Genomic DNA, 18,782 nt, shown 5'->3' with positions numbered 1-18,782 from the left:
GCCTGAAGTGGAAATCCGGGTTCCAATACTTAAATTCAAGATACATAAAAGGAACGGTTCAACTGAACCGTTCCTCACTCACTTGATAAATATAAAATAAAGAATAAAGATCACAAACAATCCATACATGATCGGATGGATTTCTTTTCTTCTTCCGCTAAACAGCATAGTAATAGGATAGAAGATGAAACCGATCGCGATTCCTGTTGCGATGCTATAGGTAAGCGGCATGGAAATGATGACGAAAAATGCCGGAACAGCTATTTCGAATTTATTCCATTCAATGTTCCCTAATGCCGACACCATGAGAACACCCACAATAATAAGCGCTGGGGCAGTTACTTCAGGTGTGATAATAAATAATAACGGCGAGAAGAACAATGATAAAAGGAATAGTAGACCAATTATAATAGAAGAAAAGCCTGTTCTTGCTCCTGCGGCTACGCCGGCAGTCGATTCAACATACGAAGTCGTAGTGGATGTTCCAAAAATAGCACCTGTTACTGTAGCCATCGAGTCGGCAAGCAATGCTCTTCCTGCACGCGGCAGTTTGTCGTCTTTCATTAATCCCGCTTGTGTAGCTACTGCAACGAGAGTTCCTGCCGTATCAAAGAAGTCTACGAAAAGGAATGTAATGACAATGACCAGAAATTGAGTTGTCATCAATGAGGCCGGGTCGTGTAAAAGCGACTCAAACGCAGCTCCGAATGTCGGCGAGACGTCTGGAACCTTGTCAACAATCTTCGTTGGAATGTCAATGAGGCTAACAATCATTCCGAGTACTGTCGTCATGATCATTCCATAGAAAATAGCTCCTTTAATTTTCCTTACCATCATAATGACAGTCACGAATAAACCAAATACTGCAAGTAACGTGGGACCAGCAGATAAATCTCCGAGAGTAACAAGTGTGTTAGGCTCGGCTACAATAATATTCGCATTTTGAAGACCGAGGAATGTGATGAATAATCCGATACCGGCTCCAACTGCATATTTTAATTGCGCAGGGATTGCGTTAATGATTGCTTCCCTTAATCCTGTTAACGATAAGATGATGAAAATAAGTCCTGAAAATAAAACACCTGTCAAAGCGGTTTGCCACGGAATTCCGTAGCCTAATACGACTGAAAACGCAAAAAATGCGTTTAATCCCATGCCTGGTGCAAGTCCAATCGGATATCTTGCGATCAATCCCATAAAAAGTGATCCAACTGCCGCAGCTAATGCGGTAGCGACAAAGACTGCTCCCTTATCCATACGCATCGCATCCGGAAGGTCAGGCACCGCATCTAGCGAAAGCATTAGCGGGTTGACTGCCAAAATGTATGCCATTGCCAAGAATGTTGTTAATCCACCAATAATTTCTCTTCGATAATTCGTTCCAAGCTTGTCAAACTCAAAGTATTTCTTCATGATGACCGTCCTTTAATTGATGATTTTAGTAGTTTGCTAATAACAAAATGGCCAATAAAAAACAGGGAAATATACGACGCTAATCGTATACTTCCCTATTGACAGTCAAATTAAAAGGATTTCTCCCTTCATTCAAAAATCGTAGTCGGATCATTTAAGGTGTTCCGGTAGAGACTTATGGGCCATATTCCCAAGATTATACGATGCAACTATTTAGTTTTATTCCCACTCGATTGTGCCAGGTGGTTTTGCGGTAATATCGTAGACGACACGGTTGACGTGGTCGACTTCTGCTGTGATGCGTGTACTGATTTTCTCAAGGATATCCCAAGGAATCCGCGCCCAATCTGCTGTCATACCATCTACAGAGTGAACTGCACGAAGGCCTACAGCGTAATCATATGAACGCTTCTCGTTTCTGACACCAACACTGCGGATATCAGGAAGGATTGCAAAGTACTGCCAGATTTCACGGTCAAGTCCCGCTTTCGCGATTTCTTCACGAAGAATCCAGTCAGCTTCACGAACGATATCTAGCTTCTCTTCTGTAATTTCTCCCAATACACGAACCCCAAGACCCGGTCCAGGGAATGGTTGGCGGTGGACGATGTCCGAAGGAAGTCCAAGTTCAGCACCAACTGCACGTACTTCATCTTTAAACAATGCCTTTAGCGGTTCAATCAATTCGAAATCCATATCTTCTGGCAAACCGCCTACGTTATGGTGTGATTTGATGACTTCGTTAGTCGCTGTTCCGCTTTCGATAATATCCGCATAAATCGTTCCTTGTGCAAGGAAATCGATGCCTTCAAGCTTCGCTGATTCTTCATCGAACACATAAATGAATTCACTGCCGATGATTTTACGTTTTTGTTCCGGATCAGTGACGCCTTTCAGCTTGTCCAAGAAACGTTTACGTGCATCAACTTTAATGAAGTTCATATGGAATTGATTGCTGAATGTGTCCACAACGCTTTCGACTTCGCCTTTACGAAGTAAGCCGTGGTCAACGAAGATGCAAGTCAACTGGTCACCGATTGCACGGTGGATCAATGCTGCAACGACCGATGAATCGACACCGCCGCTTAACGCACAGAGGACTTTTCGATCGCCGACTTGGGAACGGATCTTTTCAACTTCGACATCGATGAAGCTTTTCATCGTCCAGCTGTCTTTCGCTTTGCAAATTTCAAAAGCAAAATGACGCAGCATTTCTTTTACATCTGCAGGTTGTCCGACTTCCGGATGGGATTGCTCGCCATATGCATGTTTCTCTTCATTTGCGGATGCAATTGTTTCGCCCTTTGAGCCTATCTCAAGTACAGGGATGCCCAAATTGAACACTTCAGGGTCGATGTTAAATTCAGCATCTTTAGAGCCGCCTGAAAGAATGATTCCAACAGCTTGCATGTTTTTCACTTCCGCCGCTGTTACCGTATGAGGATGCAATTCACTGTAAACTCCCAACTCACGGATTGTCCGTGTGATCAGTTGGTTATGTGCACTACCCAAATCAAGTACTACAATCTTTTCCTGTTCAATCATTAAAGGAGCCGTCGACAATTGATCCACCTCTTCCAAATAAATTCTGAAACCTCGTAAATCAGTAAAGACGCGTTAGAAAGTTCTTCCTTTCCACGCGTCTTTACTCTCTACAATAGGCATAAATAGACAAAGCTATCCACGCCATCATAGACAAGTCATTCACGGTGACTTGGTAGAAACGTCCGAACCATATTATCAGACATATACGAGGGCTTCAGTTATCTTTTTTCATATGTTACTCTTGCAACGCAAAAAAATCAACCAGTTGCCCTAATGATTAAATCTTCCCATATTTCCTGCAAACTTGTCCAATCTAAATTTGAAGTATAACCGCCATATATACCTTGCTCATAGGCTGCGGTCAACATCCCCATTTGACGGCCACCAAAATACGTATCAACCGTTTTCGCATATTCGGATAACGTCATGCTATCTGACCGTTTGATTCCAAACCTCTCTAATTGTTTCAGCAAGCTCTTATATTGTTTCTTATACAAGTTCCAGTCTGCCTTCCTCTTCCGGTAAGAATGAACAAGGAGCCTTGGGACCCATTTTCCGCGATTCGAATAAATCTTCCAGACGATATACAGAATAAGAACAGAACCTATTATCCCAATCCATTTATGCTTACTCAGAAAATCACCTATCGGCTTGAAAAAAGACCCAAACCCTCCATCATCTGACTTTGTCGCTGCTGGTACCTCCTCTTTTTCTTTTTCTGGTCTTTCCCGTTCTTCCATATTCGGCGTCTCCGGATCGCTCATATCAGTTTCTAAATCATAGTCGATGTCGGTAAGGTTCGAAAATCCGATCGTCGGCTCAAAAGGCATCCAACCGAATCCTGGAATATAGGCCTCCACCCATGAGTGTGCCTCATTGTTAGTGATTTTATGTTCTGTTTTTCCTTTTGAATTTCTTTCAGTTTCACCTGGAGCAAAACCTTTCACCCATCTGGCGGGTATATCGACTGCCCGCAGCATTACAACCATTGAAGTCGAAAAGTTATCGCAATAGCCCCGTTTCGTGTCAAAAAGGAATTGATCCACATAATCTTCATTGCCTTTCGGGATCGCTACGTCCTGTTGGTCGTAAGAAAAGCCACCCCTATTAAAATATCGTTCAATCGACTTCGCTTTTTCGTAGACACTTTCCTCGCTTCCAGTAATCTGAGTTGCCAATTCACTCACTCTTTCCGGCAAATCATTGGGGAGCTGCAAGTATTGGGTGAAATCCTCAGATTCCAATGAGTAATCATCCATGGAAGTTTCCTGTAATGCTTTTAAGCTGAAGTTTTGTTCGGAAAGATCAATTCCAAATGAGTCCAATTCGAATTTTTCACTGTCTTTCATCGCCCAAAATTGACCGGTCTCCTCCTGGTTCTGTAAGACGACATCGGTTCGTGTATGAATTTTAGAAGTGCCGTACGGGTAGACAAGATAAGGCAGCTGCTCTTGGATCGTCACTTCTGCGCGGAGAACATCGCTTCCTTCCAGTATATCGGAAGATGCCCCAAACAAAGAGCCTGGAACAATATTGACCGGTGATCTTTCCACAGGAGTCTGTTCCCAGCCTTTTCCGGTATACGTGTTTTTCGTTTCGATTTTCCAGTACTGCTTCTTCGGAACGACCGCACTAAAAATCAATGTATCATCTTGCGAGAAAGAACCTCCTAGCCTCGAATCATCAGGATCGTATCCGCTTTTAGACACAACGCTTCCACTTCCGCTGCCAACCCCTTCACCTTGCACAACCGATTTCAAAAAAGGGATTGGATCCGCCCAAGCAGGTCCCTTATCCGGCATGACACTTGCAAATGCACTGCTTCCGATAACAGCAAAAAGCAATGGAAGCGAAAAAGCCGCGAACATTCCCGTATTCATTTTGCGGCCATGTTTTGCGGATAGACGTGAAATCGTCAACAATCCTATTAATAAAAGACCAGTCACCATAACCCGGAAAACAGCCCCATCCGCGGCATATGAACTGAACGTATCCAACACCGATATGAATACAACAGTCATGACATAGAAAAGGAGAATGCTTTTTCGCACTTCAATCCAATGACGAATCAAATAGATTGTCATCCATAATAGAACAAAGAAAAGAACAGTGCGCATCGGATTCGTTATACTTCCCCAGTCACCTGTTGTGATGATAGCGAAGTTCGACATAAGATCGCTTATAAGCAGGGATACCGATTCTTTCGAGAAAAAAGGCATTTTAAAAAATACGAAGTGCAACGACCAAAAAAGATAAATGATTTTCAACGGGACAGCAATCCACCATTTCATTCTTAGCAGTCCGAAAAGGAAGGATATACCGATGAACCATAGGAAGATCCCAATGTACTCAGTGTCTGTCAGTTCAACGACTGGCAAAAGCCATTCCCAGAGTAAAACAAAAGCGAGCGCATACATGAGCATAAGGAACCGCACATCAATCTTTCCTTCATTCATAGACTCGCCACCTCCTTGAAAGCTTCTGAGAATTGCATTTTACCTAACATATGAACAGTTATTCCTTTTGCTTCAGCAAACTTTATCTGTTCGTACAGACGATCCGAAATTGGTTCTTCCCTGTTCACAACGATGAAGCAAATGACTGACTTCCTGTTTTTTACAAACCCCATTACCGATTGGATGAAAGGCCAGTCAGGATTTCCGGTTACTAATACGACGCTTCCTGCACCTCCTGTAAAGGACGATACCTCAAGCGGTAAAACCTCTTCAGCAGGAACCTGTTTCACTTTCGCTAAATGCACAAAAACATCATGTAGTTGGTCTGCTGAATGGATAAACGGAAAGACAGCCGTTTCAGCTCCGACGGAAATAAATCCGATATTTGCCTGGTGGCTTGCGGCTTCCTCCACGATGGACGCGGCAAGTTCCACTTGCTCTTCAAACGTTTCAGAGGCGCGATTATCCAACACAACGACGAGATCTTCAGATTGCCGATCCTCGAACTCCTTCGTCATAAGGTTTTGCGTGCGCGCAAATGATTTCCAGTGAATCCAAGTAACCCTGTCGCCCGACTGATAATCACGCACTCCAGTCGCCATGGTAGTATCCTTTACAAGTGAAAATGGCGAAACAAGAGAGCCGCGGTCATATTGCGCATTGATCGGCACGTATTTCATCGGCGTTGTCGTAGGGTAAACGAGAATTGTATCTTTCAGCTCAAGAAATGCTCGTTTTTGAATCCATCCGAAAAAATCGGATACCTCAACTTCAATGCCTTTAACAATATGCTCCCCTCTTGGAAGCTTCTCAATTTCATAGGACCATTCCACTTCTTTTTTAAAACCGAATATAAAAAGATGCTTCGTCCGATTATTTGCTTTTATTGCCATTTCAGGATCTTCCCATTTCTCGCTCGCACCCGCATATAGCAATGGAAAAGGAACCGTACGACTGATTTTTACAGTGACGGATAATTTCCCGCCCCTTTCGATCGCCCGTGTATGGATGATCCGCTCAGCCTTTATATTATTCATTGGGTAGACAAATAGGGCGATGGAATATAGGAGGAAAGGGGTTAACATATAAAAAATCGTCCAGCTTACTTTTCCTCCTTGAAACATTGCAAATACATATACGGAAAAGAAGAGGCTGACGATGAAAACAAATCGGCCCGTCATCGAAAGCAGTTTTCTTCCTTTTTTCATTACAATTTAACCCGGTCGATCGGAACGCTGACCCGTGTAAGGATTCGTTCAATAATTTCATTAGCCGTAATCCCTTCGTACTTCGCTTCCGATTTTAAGATAATCCGATGACCAAACACGAATGGAGCCAAATATTTCACATCATCGGGAGTGACATATGTCCGTCCTTTAATAAGCGCATATGCCTGGCAAGACTTCATAAGAGCTAACGATCCACGTGGACTGACTCCTAAATAGACATATGGATTATTTCGTGTTTCAGACGCACAATCGACAATATATGATTTGATTGTTTGATCGACATTCACTTCTTTTACAGCGTCTTGGAGTTCTCTTAATTCTTGGATGGAGAGCACGGTTTCCAAATGGTCGATCGGCACCGTTTTTTCCGCACGTTCAAGCACTTCAATCTCTTCGATCCTTTTTGGATACCCCATTTTTAATTTGAATAGAAAACGATCCAATTGCGCTTCTGGAAGCGGGTATGTGCCTTCGTATTCAATCGGATTTTGGGTGGCCATGACGAAAAACGGTTGCGGGATGCGAATCGTTTCACCATCTACAGTTACAGATGATTCTTCCATGCTTTCCAAAAGCGCAGCTTGCGTTTTAGGTGAAGTCCGATTGATTTCATCTGCTAGAACGATGTTTCCGACAATCGGTCCCGGTCTGAATTCAAATTCCATTTCTTTCGGATTGTAAATTGACACTCCAAGGACGTCCGAAGGCAATAAATCCGGAGTGAATTGTATCCGTTTAAAAGTAGCGCCTATCGATTTCGCCAAAGCTTTGACCATCATCGTCTTGCCAACGCCAGGTACGTCCTCAAGTAATACATGACCGCCCGCTAGCATGGCAGTTACACTCAGCTCGGAAATATCCCGTTTGCCGATCATCACTTTGTCGATATTCGCCAATACTTTATCAATCACTTGTGCGTGTGTCATTCTATTTCCTCCAATTCCAACTTCTCTCTATATAACATGTCCGAAAATTTACAAAATGTAACCTTATAATAACGTAAATTTCATAAAGCCACAAGCCGCTTAAACACTTGGAAATAGACGGCACAAAACCGCCATTCAATTAAGAAGGCGGTTTTGTTATCATTTCCAAAAATCGTCGAATATTGTAATCGGCATATGTCTCTTGTGGGCTGATCTGCTGAAATGCTTTTCAATCGTTTCCAGCGCCTTATCAGACACTTGTTTTCCTTCAAGAAAATCGTCAATCTCGTCATACGAGACACCAAGTGCGACCTCATCCGGCAGCGCTGGCTTCTCGTCCTCCAGGTCGGCTGTCGGGATCTTTTTATACAAATGCTCTGGGCATCCGAGTTCTTTCAATAATTGCCGGCCTTGCCGCTTGTTCAAGCGGTAGATTGGCATGAGGTCGGCTGCGCCGTCTCCGAATTTCGTATAGAAACCGGTCAATGCTTCGGCTGCATGGTCCGTCCCGAGTACAATGCAGCTAAGTGAAGCCGCAATGGAAAATTGGACTTTCATGCGCTCCCGGGCTTTTTCATTCCCCTTTGTGTAATCGGAAATGGTGATGCCCGCTTGAGCAAGCGCTCGTTCGCTCGCATCGACTGCTTCCTTGATGTCGACTGTGTATGTTGTCGAAGGTTGGATGAAGCCGATTGCGTCTTGAGCGTCGTCCTCATCGAATTGCTTGCCGTAAGGGAGTCTAATTGCGATGAATTTATAACGATCCGTTTGGTTTTCTTCATTCAACTCGTCAACAGCCATTTGGGCAAGTTTCCCGACAAGCGTTGAATCCTGACCTCCCGAGATACCAAGGACGAAGCCGTTCACGAATGTGTTTTTGGTTGCATAGTCCTTCATAAAATCGATCGATTTGCGGATTTCCACCTTCGGATCAATTGTCGGTTTGCTTTTCAGTTCAGCGATAACCTGTTCTTGGAATGTCATTTCAGAGACCTCCTATCTCGTAGAAAACTCATCCACTTTGTCTTGCACTTCACGGATGTTGCGCATTTTGTTATCCCAGCACTTCTGGCTTAAATCTACAGGGTATTCCTCTGGGTTCAAAGAACGTTTGTATTCATCCCATAATAAATGCAAATTGTTATGGGCATAATCGCGCATTTCATTCAAATCAGGATTTGTATATATCACGTTCCCGCCTTCCACTACTTTCGTATGCAAATTGACTGCATCGAAATTCGTCACAAATTTCGAAATGAATGTATGGACCGGATGGAACATTTTAATCCTTTTTTCTGTCGTTGGGTCTTCGTCATACATCGTAATGTAGTCGCCTTCCGCTTTGCCGTTTTCCCTGTCGATGATGCGATACAGCTTTTTCTGTCCAGGCGTCGTCACTTTTTCAACGTTGGATGAGATTTTGATCGTATCTTCCATTTCACCTTTTTCGTTCTCAATGGCAACGATTTTATAAACCGCACCCAATGCAGGCTGGTCGTAAGCCGTAATGAGTTTCGTGCCGATTCCCCATACATCGACCTTGGCCCCTTGCGCTTTCAAGTTAAGGATTGTATATTCATCAAGATCATTCGAAACGACAATTTTCGCCTCTGTAAAACCTGCATTGTCCAACATCCGACGCGCTTCTTTTGAAAGAAAAGCGATATCTCCGCTATCGAGGCGGATGCCGATGAAATTGATTTTATCGCCAAGCTCTTTAGCGACTTGAATTGCAGTCGGGATGCCAATTTTGAGCGTGTTGTACGTATCGACAAGAAATACGCAGTCTTTATGACGTCTAGCGTATGAATGAAATGCTTCGTATTCACTTTTATATGCCTGGACCAATGAATGCGCATGTGTGCCCGCGACCGGAATGCCGAAACGTTTGCCAGCACGGACATTGCTCGTAGCTTCAACGCCACCGATAACAGCGGCGCGCGCTCCCCAAACTGCAGCATCCATTTCATGGGCGCGGCGGCTGCCGAATTCCATGACAACGTCATCTTTTACAACTTGTTTGATACGACTTGCTTTCGTTGCAATAAGCGTTTGGAAGTTCACAATATTCAATAGCGCCGTTTCGATGAGCTGCGCTTCAGCCAATGTTGTTTCCACGCGAAGGATCGGTTCATTCGCAAATACGAGTTCCCCCTCCACCATGGAATATACATCCCCGGTGAAACGAAGACCTTTTAAATAGGAGAGGAAGTCATCCTGAAATCCGAGTTCCTCCTTCAAATAAGCGATGTCACTTTCACTGAAATGAAAATCCTTCAAATAGTCGAGGATGCGTTCAAGTCCAGCGAAAATTGCATAGCCGTTTCCGAATGGCAAATTTCTGAAGAAAAGCTCAAACACGGCTTTCCGTTCATGAATACCATCTGCCCAGTACGATTCTGTCATATTGATTTGATAAAGATCTGTATGTAAAGCTAAACTGTCATCTGAATAAATCGAGCTCATGCCAAATCTCCTTCTTCCACTTTCTAATGCTTCCAGTATACACTATTTACCCGCTTTCAAATGGGAAATAACTTAAATTCGAGGATTCCCTCTCGTCACCAAAATTATGGGAGGATGAAATACGATTGTTTCGCTATCGCCAACACCCTGATACTCACTTTAGTTTACAACTTTTATGGTAAAGTAGCTTACGTGAGACATTTAACTAAAGGAGGCATAACACTGATGCCTGTTTATAAGCCGGCGCTCCATTTCAAAAATGTCAGTTATACCATTCAACAGACTTCAATTTTAAAAAACATTACAGGATCCTTTCCAGTCGGGAAAATCACGACATTGGTCGGTCCTTCCGGTGCGGGGAAAACGACTCTCCTTAAATTATGCAACGGTCTTCTTTCCCCGACTGAAGGAGAAATTTACATCGAAGATCAACCCATCCAACGCATGGAGCCGATTAAACTGCGCCGCCATGCAGGCATTGTTCTGCAAAATTCCCCGATGATCAGAGGAACTGTCTATGACAATCTTGCACTCCCTCTCCAACTGCAAGGAAAGGACTTTCCAAGGAGAATGGCTGGAGAACTTCTTGAATTAGTCGGATTGGATCCTCGATTTCTTGACCGCAATGCAAACGATTTATCAGGAGGACAGCAGCAAAAAGTATCGATCGGAAGAACCTTGGCGAATCAATCCAGGATTCTTTTATTGGATGAAATCACCTCCGCTTTGGACCGCGTTTCATTACAGGAAATAGAAGATTTAATACGGCGAGTGAATCGCGAGCGTGGGGTTACAGTCATTTGGATTACCCATAACCTAGAACAGGCGATCAGAATGGCCGATTACGCATGGGTAGTAATGGATGGAGAATTGATTGAGACAGGTGAAGCTGATCTATTAAACACTTCTCATAATGATAAAGTACGGCAGTTTGTAAAGGGGGAAGGAGGTTGAGTTATTCCGCATTGGCTTTGACGCTCATTTTCGTTCTAATTCCTTTGCTGCTGTCCAAGACGTTGAAGCTAGGGCTTGAAATAGACACAATTATCGCGACTGTTAGGTCCATCGTTCAACTGCTTGCTGTCGGCTATGTGTTGAAGTTCGTGTTTGACTCGGAAAACTTCTTGTTTATCATCTTAATGGTCGCCTTGATGATCGGAGCGGCTACACAAAATGCGCGGAAGAAAGGGAAAGAGATCCGGGGCATTACATGGAAACTGATTGTTACGTTCCTAACGATTGAAGTTGTAACGCAAGGTATTTTGATTGGCTTGCAAATTGTGCCGCCAACTGCGCAATTCATCATTTCAATTAGCGGCATGCTTATCGGCAATTCCATGGTACTTTCCATCCTCTTCCTGAATCGATTCGCTTCAGAGATTGAGGGGAATCGCGATGAGACAGAGCTCATCTTATCACTTGGAGGTACTCCGAAGCAGGCGATTCATCGTCAGTTGATTAACGCCATAAAAGCGAGCATGATTCCGACAATTGAAAGCCAAAAAACGATTGGACTTGTCCAACTTCCCGGCATGATGAGCGGCCAAATCATTGCCGGTGCTGACCCGATACAGGCTGTCCAATTCCAGTTGATCATCCTCTTTCTTCTATTGTCGACAGCCGCTGTTACAAGCATTATGCTAGGTTTCCTTTCCTATCCAGCGCTGTTCAACGAGCGGATGCAAATGGTGAGGCCGAAAAAAACGAATTGAACTTAGTAATTTAGAATATAGTGACATATCATTCCAATTCGCTTACGATGGAAACATAGGGGGTGTTCACTTGTTTGAACAGATGAAAATCCGATATTTAGTCGCATTATCGGTTGTAAGTTTCATTATTCTACTTATTTTCACGATGGGGATCGGTTTGAGCGAAGAGTTTTTCGGCATCGCTGCAAACATCGTCCTTTACGCCATTATACCAGCGATTTTTTTCGGCTATTACTTCAATAAATATCCTAACTCCGATCGTAAATTCATCTCATTCCGTGGAGTTAAATCATGGATTCCAGCTGTTACGGGCATTGTACTGGCATCGATCGCCCTTTCCTTAAGCACTTTTTGGCTGCTCGTCTTTGTGCTAGATCCAATTCTACCGTCATTCGTCGATTTTCTAATGACCGAAGTTCCAATGCCTACTAATCCTCTTTATTTGGCAATTGAGATCCTTACGATTACGATATTAGGACCGATTATCGAAGAATTCGTCTTCAGGGGTGTCTTCTTGCATCGTTTCATGAAGAAAACGTCGATGTGGGGCGGGATATTAATATCCAGTATTTTATTCGGCATACTGCATGCGGATATGATCGGCGCTTTCCTATTTGGCGTTATTGCATGCCTTCTCTATTTGCGGACTGGCAATCTTCTTATCCCGATTTTAATGCATATTTTGAATAACACACTAGCTGTCTTGGCGGCATACTTACCTGCTTCATGGCTTGAAGTTGTAACTGTAGCGTCGCGCGAGGAAATCGCAGATAAAGCAGGAACGATGGGCGTTCTACTTATCATAAGCTCAATCGTTACAATCTTCATCATCATCAAGTTAAGCAAAGGCTTATCGAAGAAAAGAGAAGAAGCGGCTCAAACGCTTGAAATATCCTCCCAATGAAAAAGGAGCGGTTTCCCCGCTCCTTTTTATCCAAATAGTTTCAACCCAACCGCCCCTCCAATGATCAGGCATAAGAAAAGGATCCTCTTCCATCCAGCCACTTCCTTGAAAAACAAAATGCCCATTAAAACTGCTCCGACAGCACCCAATCCTGTCCAGATCGCATACGCCGTCCCCATCGGGATATCACGCATGGCGAGCGACAGAAAATAAAACCCAACGGAAAACGTCGCTACGATTAACAATAAACGTTGCCATGACCTTTTCTGCAAATACAGATTAATGGACATGACCCCGAAGATCTCACCTAAACTGGCGATGACAAGATAAACCCATGCCAACTCAATCGCCCCCCTCTTCCACTGGAACCGACTCTTCAGAAGTCATTTTTATCCCAATCACACCGACGATAATAATCGCGATGAACAACACCTTTGAGATGGAAAACTCCGCATCGAAAAATAGAAAATCGACGAATACGATCGCCGCTGCACCCGAACCGGTGAAAACCGCATAAACCGTCCCTGACGGCAGCTTTTCGCATGCTTTAATAATTGCATAAAAGCTAATGATGATGGCAACGACCGTTCCGGACCATTGGAGCGGCGTCTCGGAATATCGAAGTCCGATCACCCAAAAAACTTCGACGATCGCTGCGATTAAAACATAGAACCAAGCCAATAGTAATCCTCCTCAACACGCAACTTGACCCCATTATAGCAAATAACGCATAAATATATTTTTGAAATTCTCTTGCAATCTATCTGTAATCATGGTAATTTTAGATAAATCATTTTTCTAACAATTATATATTTTATTTCTTATCAAGAGAGACGGAGGGATTGGCCCGACGAAGTCTCAGCAACCAGCCCTTATTGGTATGGTGCTAATTCCAATGACGTACACCGTCTAAAGATAAGAAGATTGATTTCAACAACTGTTGAAGGCCCTCTTCTTATAGAAAGGCCTTTTTTCAATGATTTATTATTATTCTTGGAAGTTTCGTTGATTGTAGCGAAAGCGCCCGCCTGTAGCGGAAATCAATATTGTATTGACAATTAAAGGAGATGGATATGTTGACAAGTCAGAGCATAAATACGAAATTAGTGCAGTTAGGTAATCAAAGCGATCCGAAAACCGGAGCCGTCAATCCACCCATATACTTATCAACCGCCTATAAACACGATGGATTAGGGCTCTCTACCGGTTACGACTACACAAGGACGAAAAATCCGACACGAACCATTTTGGAAGATGGAATTGCTAATTTGGAAAACGGCGACCATGGATTTGCATGCAGTTCGGGAATGGCTGCGATCCAGCTCGTCCTATCCTTGTTCAAATCAGGAGATGAATTAATTGCATCTGATGATATTTACGGAGGTACATACCGTCTGTTCGACCAATATGCCGAAATGTACGGCATAACGACTTCTTACACTTCTTTTCAAAATGTCGAAGAAACGGAACAACTCATTACAAAGTACACAAAAGCAATTTTCATAGAAACACCGACCAACCCGCTTATGGTGGAAGTGGATATTGAACAGTATGCCAAACTTGCAAAGAAGCATGGGTTGCTTTTAATTGTCGATAATACGTTTTTGACGCCTTACTACCAGCGTCCAATTGAACTTGGTGCGGATATCGTCATCCACAGCGCTACAAAATATATCGGTGGTCATAATGATGTACTTGCGGGGCTCGTCGTTGCGAAAGGCGAAAAATTATGCAGCCTTCTTGGCGAAAACCATAACGCGATTGGCGCTACACTCTCTCCGTTCGATTCTTGGCTTGTCGTCCGAGGGTTGAAGACATTGCATGTCCGGATGAAACAACATGATGCGAATGCGAAGGAGCTCGTCACTTATTTGGAAAAGGAACCGCTTGTCGCCGATGTCCTTTATGCCGGAAAAGGAGGCATGGTCTCTTTTCGTTTACGGGAAAGTGATTGGGTCGGCCCATTCCTCGAGAATTTACGCCTCATTACATTCGCGGAAAGCTTAGGCGGAGTGGAAAGTTTCATTACATATCCGACGACGCAGACACATGCCGATATTCCTGAAGAGGAACGTGAAAAACGCGGTGTGGATCAACGACTATTGCGTTTTTCCGTCGGGTTGGAAGAAGCTGAGGATTTAATCGCTGACTTAAAACAAGCTCTGACAGCTATTCAAAAACCCGTCATTCTTTCAAGATAATTGAAAAAAAGGCCGTCCCGATAAGTTCGGGGCAGCCTTTTATAATTATCCGTGAATCTCAGCAGTTGCTTTTGTTTTTGAATAAAATGCGATAAAGTTGTTCACAACTTTATCCAAGAAATCGATCGTCGCCTCGTCTGTCAATTGTCCTGTCTCATCAACTTTTTGTTGAATAGAACCAATGAATACATCATTCCCCGGCAAAACCGCAGGTGAAAGCATTGGATTGGAAAGGATTTGTCTTAAGTGCATTTGAGCACGTACTGTACCTAGCACACCTGCTGAAGCGCCTATCATGAATGCAGGCTTGTCTTTAATGGCAAAATTGCTTCTCGACAGCCAATCGACCGCATTTTTCAACGCACCAGGGATCGAATAGTTGTACTCAGGTACTGCAAATAGAACGGCATCTGAATTCCTAATACTATCCATGAATTCCACTACATTTTCCGGTGGATTGCTTTCCAAATCAACCGAAAACATCGCTAGATCATTGATAAAGACAGGGGTAATCTCCAGTTTTTCTGCATACTTCTTCCTTAAATATTCAACCACTTTCAAGTTCACCGATGTGGAACTTGTACTGCCTATAATCGCCTTCACTTTAATAGCCATAACGAAAAACTCCTTTTAATTGAAATGATTGCGAGTAGCATTTCCTTACCATCGCAACGTATACATCTTTAATTCCACGATCCATTATCTCATATTCAAGATACTCCCCCAACAAATTAGGCTTAAAATAAAAAAAAGACGTTCCTCCTTTTCATGAAGGAACGTCCTGATTTTAATTGGAAAAGCTAAAGAACATCGCCCAGAAAGCGGTCATTTTCCGTTCTTTCCTTTTACGTTTGAGCGCATGTTGCCCAAGGCGGTATTGTTCGATTTCTTGTCGCTTTTCTTCCAAATGTCGTTGAATTACTTCTCTATCAATTATATGCATCATTACTATTTCTCCTCTGGGAGAGGAACCTGAAAACGGGATTACAATATGACATTCACCGATTGTGTCCGCCACTTTTTATATCGTTCCATTTTTGGAGATTCCTTCTCCATCTTTTTAATGTTAGTTTTTGTTTCTGGTTTACGTACTAGTTCAAAATTCATTTTTGCTCCTCCTTTATTTTTTTGATTAAATCTGGTTACATCCTTACGGCTATCCGCCTTCTAGCGACGCTATTTCCCATACCTTTTGCAGCTCTGTACCATTCCTCATAAAAAAACCTCTCCTTTTTCGCTTTATTTATGTTTACACGCCAGGCGTGAGAACACCGAATATTCTTTACACTAATGAAGACACAAAAAAGCACACGCCTTTTGCATAAGCGTGTGCTCATATAAAAGAACGGCAGTCCATGCCATTCACTGTAATCTTCAATTTAGAAAGAGAGATTTGACAGGCACGGATCATTTATGATGTTTTGATGTAAAATAATTACGTTCTTCATTTTCCGTACCTCCTTTTCCTCTTTTAGAATATCTTACTTACCGAGGATACCATTTCCAATTATTCATTGTCAATAGATTATTTAAATAAATTTACTTTTGTTGTTATTTCGCAATGATTGGGATGGCAAGTCCTTCGATGAATAGTGTATGATAAGCATAATAACTGCGAGACGTTTTTAGAAATGAAGGAGGACCTATTGATGAACGAGGCTAAGTTGCAAAAAGAAGCAATGCATATACTGAAGCTGACAAGCAGAACCTTCTATATACCGATTAAATTGCTGAATCCAACTTTGCGGAAGACGGTCGGATCTGCGTATTTATGTATGCGTGCGATCGATGAAATTGAGGATCACGAGGACTTGCATCCGGAAAGCAAGCAGCATTTACTACGGTCTACGAGCAAGCTTTTGCAGAAAGATCTTTTTGACGCAGACGCCTATAAAGATCTACTGAAACCCTATGAAAATCTTTTGCCAGAAGTGACATTAAGGCTCGGAGATTGGCTATCCGTGTGCCCTGCCGGCATCGTCGCTAAAGTGAAAGAATCGACGAGTATTATGGCTGATGGCATGGCGAAATGGGTTGGGAAGAATTTCTTAATACAAACAAAGGAAGACTTGGATGACTATACATATTATGTGGCAGGTCTTGTTGGTGTCATGTTGTCCGATATTTGGGAGCAGTATGACGGCACGAAGACAGATCGTGAGCTTGCAATCGGATACGGTCGCGGTTTGCAAGCTGTAAATATGTTGCGCAACCAAGAAGAAGATGCGGATCGTGGCGTACATTTCATGCCCGACGGTTGGACTCGGAATGAGTTGTTCGAATATGCAGAAGCCAACTTGAAAAAGGCCGATGAATATATCGAGTCAATTTCGAATAAAAACATCCTGTTATTCTGCAGAATCCCCCTAGCTCTTGCGAAAAAGACGATCAGCGCGTTGCATAGCGGACATGAAAAAATGAATCGCACAGAAGTCGAATCGACCGTAGAATCGATTTTAAATGAACAATAAAAAAACGACTTGGCCTCCAGACAGCCAAGTCGTTTTTTTTATCAAATACGTATAAAAACTTCTAAATCACACATACATCTAATGAAAAGCTCATATAAACCTGAAATCACGCATAACCTTCAAGAAATCTCTGCGATTCGCTGAGTTCGCCCCTTAAAACGAACCCAAATAATAAGAGGTATAAGAAGCAACGATAAATACATTCCGACGAAACCTAAAATGGCATAGCTCGAATAGGCGACGATAATACCTGATAATAAGCTGCCCGCCGTCCCGGAAAGCGCCACCCATACATCGACAGAGCCTTGTGTCTTTGCACGCGTTTTCATATCCGTCGAATCAATAATAATCGCTGTCCCACTTATCAATCCGAAATTCCAGCCAAGTCCAAGCAAGACGAGCGCAAACGTTAGCCAAAAGAAGGATTCGCCAGGCGCAAAGGCCGCCATCAATCCAGCAATGGAAAGTGTAACACCTGAAGCGATGACCATGACAGTGCGTCCTAATTTATCGACCAATATTCCTGTTCCAAGCGACGGCAGATACATTGCCGCTATATGAAATCCAATCACCATTCCAACAGCTGACAAACCGCTTCCATGGTTTTGCATATGAACCGGGGTCATCGTCATGACAGCGACCATAACAAAATGAGACAAGATGAGAACAGATGCACCAGCTAAAACACCTATGCGATTTGCTTTACTTTGCATCAGACGACCTGCTTCTTTCGGCTTTTGTTGAACAGTCTTCTCTTGTTCAACAGCAATTGCTTTCGCCACAAGGAATGGATCAGGGCGTAAAAAAATTAGAAATGTGAAGCCTGCGAGTAAATACGCAACCGCCGCTAAAATAAAGGGACCTGCTAAAGCTGGAATTCCAAAAATAAGCGCAACTTCCCCCATCGGTGTAACTAAATTCGGTCCCGCAACAGCACCGAAAGTCGTCGATACCATTGCGATACTGATTGCTGTCGCACGCTGCTTTTCATTCGCCAAATCCGTTCCGGCATATCGCGCCTGAAGGTTGGTCGAAGTTCCTGCACCGTAGATGAATAATGAAATGAACAACAAAAAAACATTATCCATTGTTGCTGCAAGTATGACACCAAGCGCTCCAACCCCGCCGGTAATGAAACCAAGCGAGAGACCAAACCTTCGGCCAGATCGCTGGGAAATACGACCGACTAAGAAAGCGGCAAGCGCAGATCCAAGTGTAAATAAAGCTGCAGGTACACCCGCAAAGCTTGCAGTTCCGAGCATATCCTTCGCAATAAGGGCACCGACAGTTACTCCTGCTGCCAGTCCTGCACCGCCAAAAATCTGAGACATAACGACGACAAACAATGATCGCTTATACAGTTTCCGTTGTGCTTCCGGTGAAAGAACAACTTGCTCCACCTCCATTAACATTGCCCCCGTTCTTTATACCAATAAGGGTATTATATATGAGAGTTTTC

General features: G+C 43.2%; 18 protein-coding genes and 3 riboswitches. Of the genes, 5 read left to right on the top strand and 13 right to left on the bottom strand.

Annotated elements, in window-relative coordinates; all coding sequences use genetic code 11:
• Positions 1 to 78 precede the first annotated feature (78 nt).
• From SLU01_RS10850 to SLU01_RS10820, 7 genes are all read right to left on the bottom strand, one after another.
• Positions 79 to 1,413 (bottom strand): NCS2 family permease, encoded by a 1,335-nt coding sequence (locus SLU01_RS10850; RefSeq protein WP_147058185.1) that lies wholly within the window; start codon positions 1,411 to 1,413, stop codon positions 79 to 81.
• Positions 1,414 to 1,535: 122 nt separating this feature from the next.
• A riboswitch (purine riboswitch) is annotated at positions 1,536 to 1,637 on the bottom strand.
• Positions 1,633 to 2,958, bottom strand: coding sequence for a glutamine-hydrolyzing GMP synthase (gene guaA, locus SLU01_RS10845; protein ID WP_147058201.1), 1,326 nt, complete (start codon positions 2,956 to 2,958; stop codon positions 1,633 to 1,635). (Overlaps the previous riboswitch by 5 nt.)
• 127 nt (positions 2,959 to 3,085) lie before the next feature.
• A riboswitch (purine riboswitch) is annotated at positions 3,086 to 3,187 on the bottom strand.
• Positions 3,188 to 3,215: 28 nt separating this feature from the next.
• Positions 3,216 to 5,414 (bottom strand): DUF4129 domain-containing transglutaminase family protein, encoded by a 2,199-nt coding sequence (locus tag SLU01_RS10840; protein WP_147058183.1) that lies wholly within the window; start codon positions 5,412 to 5,414, stop codon positions 3,216 to 3,218.
• A complete protein-coding gene (locus SLU01_RS10835) occupies positions 5,411 to 6,622 on the bottom strand; it encodes a DUF58 domain-containing protein (protein ID WP_147058181.1) in 1,212 nt (403 codons plus the stop codon). Before SLU01_RS10835 ends, SLU01_RS10840 begins: the two co-directional genes overlap by 4 nt.
• Positions 6,622 to 7,569 carry an AAA family ATPase gene (locus SLU01_RS10830; protein ID WP_147058179.1) on the bottom strand — a complete coding sequence of 316 codons (948 nt, stop codon included), beginning with the start codon at positions 7,567 to 7,569 and terminating at the stop codon, positions 6,622 to 6,624. The genes SLU01_RS10835 and SLU01_RS10830 overlap by 1 nt, the downstream gene beginning before the upstream one ends.
• 159 nt (positions 7,570 to 7,728) lie before the next feature.
• On the bottom strand, positions 7,729 to 8,553 hold the full coding sequence (gene nadE / locus SLU01_RS10825) for an NAD(+) synthase (protein ID WP_147058177.1): 825 nt from the start codon (positions 8,551 to 8,553) through the stop codon (positions 7,729 to 7,731).
• Positions 8,554 to 8,565: 12 nt separating this feature from the next.
• Positions 8,566 to 10,035 carry a nicotinate phosphoribosyltransferase gene (locus tag SLU01_RS10820; RefSeq protein WP_147058175.1) on the bottom strand — a complete coding sequence of 490 codons (1,470 nt, stop codon included), beginning with the start codon at positions 10,033 to 10,035 and terminating at the stop codon, positions 8,566 to 8,568.
• A 225-nt stretch (positions 10,036 to 10,260) separates the two neighbouring features.
• Here SLU01_RS10820 and SLU01_RS10815 point away from each other — a divergent pair, with 225 nt between their 5' ends.
• The 3 genes from SLU01_RS10815 to SLU01_RS10805 all read left to right on the top strand — a co-directional run bounded on the left by SLU01_RS10815 (position 10,261) and on the right by SLU01_RS10805 (position 12,651).
• Entirely contained in the window at positions 10,261 to 10,989 is a 729-nt protein-coding gene (locus SLU01_RS10815; protein ID WP_147058173.1) for an ABC transporter ATP-binding protein, read from the top strand.
• Positions 10,986 to 11,747 carry an ABC transporter permease gene (locus SLU01_RS10810; RefSeq protein ID WP_147058171.1) on the top strand — a complete coding sequence of 254 codons (762 nt, stop codon included), beginning with the start codon at positions 10,986 to 10,988 and terminating at the stop codon, positions 11,745 to 11,747. The genes SLU01_RS10815 and SLU01_RS10810 overlap by 4 nt, the downstream gene beginning before the upstream one ends.
• 70 nt (positions 11,748 to 11,817) lie before the next feature.
• Positions 11,818 to 12,651, top strand: coding sequence for a CPBP family intramembrane glutamic endopeptidase (locus tag SLU01_RS10805; protein WP_246110960.1), 834 nt, complete (start codon positions 11,818 to 11,820; stop codon positions 12,649 to 12,651).
• A gap of 26 nt (positions 12,652 to 12,677) precedes the next feature.
• Here SLU01_RS10805 and SLU01_RS10800 read toward each other — a convergent pair whose 3' ends face one another.
• Both SLU01_RS10800 and SLU01_RS10795 read right to left on the bottom strand, forming a co-directional pair.
• Complete coding sequence (locus tag SLU01_RS10800) at positions 12,678 to 12,992, bottom strand: DMT family transporter (protein WP_147058169.1); 315 nt, start codon at positions 12,990 to 12,992, stop codon at positions 12,678 to 12,680.
• A gap of 1 nt (position 12,993) precedes the next feature.
• A complete protein-coding gene (locus tag SLU01_RS10795) occupies positions 12,994 to 13,332 on the bottom strand; it encodes a DMT family transporter (protein ID WP_147058167.1) in 339 nt (112 codons plus the stop codon).
• 137 nt (positions 13,333 to 13,469) lie between these two features.
• A riboswitch (SAM riboswitch) is annotated at positions 13,470 to 13,573 on the top strand.
• A gap of 151 nt (positions 13,574 to 13,724) precedes the next feature.
• Between SLU01_RS10795 and SLU01_RS10790 the strand changes: the two genes are divergently transcribed.
• Complete coding sequence (locus tag SLU01_RS10790) at positions 13,725 to 14,852, top strand: methionine biosynthesis PLP-dependent protein (RefSeq protein ID WP_147058165.1); 1,128 nt, start codon at positions 13,725 to 13,727, stop codon at positions 14,850 to 14,852.
• A gap of 45 nt (positions 14,853 to 14,897) precedes the next feature.
• Here SLU01_RS10790 and SLU01_RS10785 read toward each other — a convergent pair whose 3' ends face one another.
• From SLU01_RS10785 to SLU01_RS18360, 3 genes are all read right to left on the bottom strand, one after another.
• Positions 14,898 to 15,467, bottom strand: coding sequence for an NADPH-dependent FMN reductase (locus SLU01_RS10785; RefSeq protein ID WP_147058163.1), 570 nt, complete (start codon positions 15,465 to 15,467; stop codon positions 14,898 to 14,900).
• Between the two features lie 172 nt (positions 15,468 to 15,639).
• Positions 15,640 to 15,798 carry a hypothetical protein gene (locus tag SLU01_RS17990; protein WP_170232675.1) on the bottom strand — a complete coding sequence of 53 codons (159 nt, stop codon included), beginning with the start codon at positions 15,796 to 15,798 and terminating at the stop codon, positions 15,640 to 15,642.
• A gap of 38 nt (positions 15,799 to 15,836) precedes the next feature.
• Positions 15,837 to 15,959 carry a hypothetical protein gene (locus SLU01_RS18360; protein ID WP_281288387.1) on the bottom strand — a complete coding sequence of 41 codons (123 nt, stop codon included), beginning with the start codon at positions 15,957 to 15,959 and terminating at the stop codon, positions 15,837 to 15,839.
• A 539-nt stretch (positions 15,960 to 16,498) separates the two neighbouring features.
• Between SLU01_RS18360 and SLU01_RS10780 the strand changes: the two genes are divergently transcribed.
• Positions 16,499 to 17,323, top strand: a complete 825-nt coding sequence (locus tag SLU01_RS10780) for a squalene/phytoene synthase family protein (protein ID WP_147058161.1) — start codon at positions 16,499 to 16,501, stop codon at positions 17,321 to 17,323.
• Between the two features lie 119 nt (positions 17,324 to 17,442).
• Here SLU01_RS10780 and SLU01_RS10775 read toward each other — a convergent pair whose 3' ends face one another.
• On the bottom strand, positions 17,443 to 18,735 hold the full coding sequence (locus tag SLU01_RS10775; RefSeq protein WP_147058159.1) for an MFS transporter: 1,293 nt from the start codon (positions 18,733 to 18,735) through the stop codon (positions 17,443 to 17,445).
• Between the last annotated feature and the right edge of the window lie 47 nt (positions 18,736 to 18,782).

Origin of the sequence: Sporosarcina luteola, assembly GCF_007991495.1 — a bacterium.
In the GTDB taxonomy this organism is placed as follows: Bacteria; Bacillota; Bacilli; order Bacillales_A; family Planococcaceae; genus Sporosarcina; species Sporosarcina luteola.
This window is presented reverse-complemented; position numbering and strand designations above follow the sequence as displayed.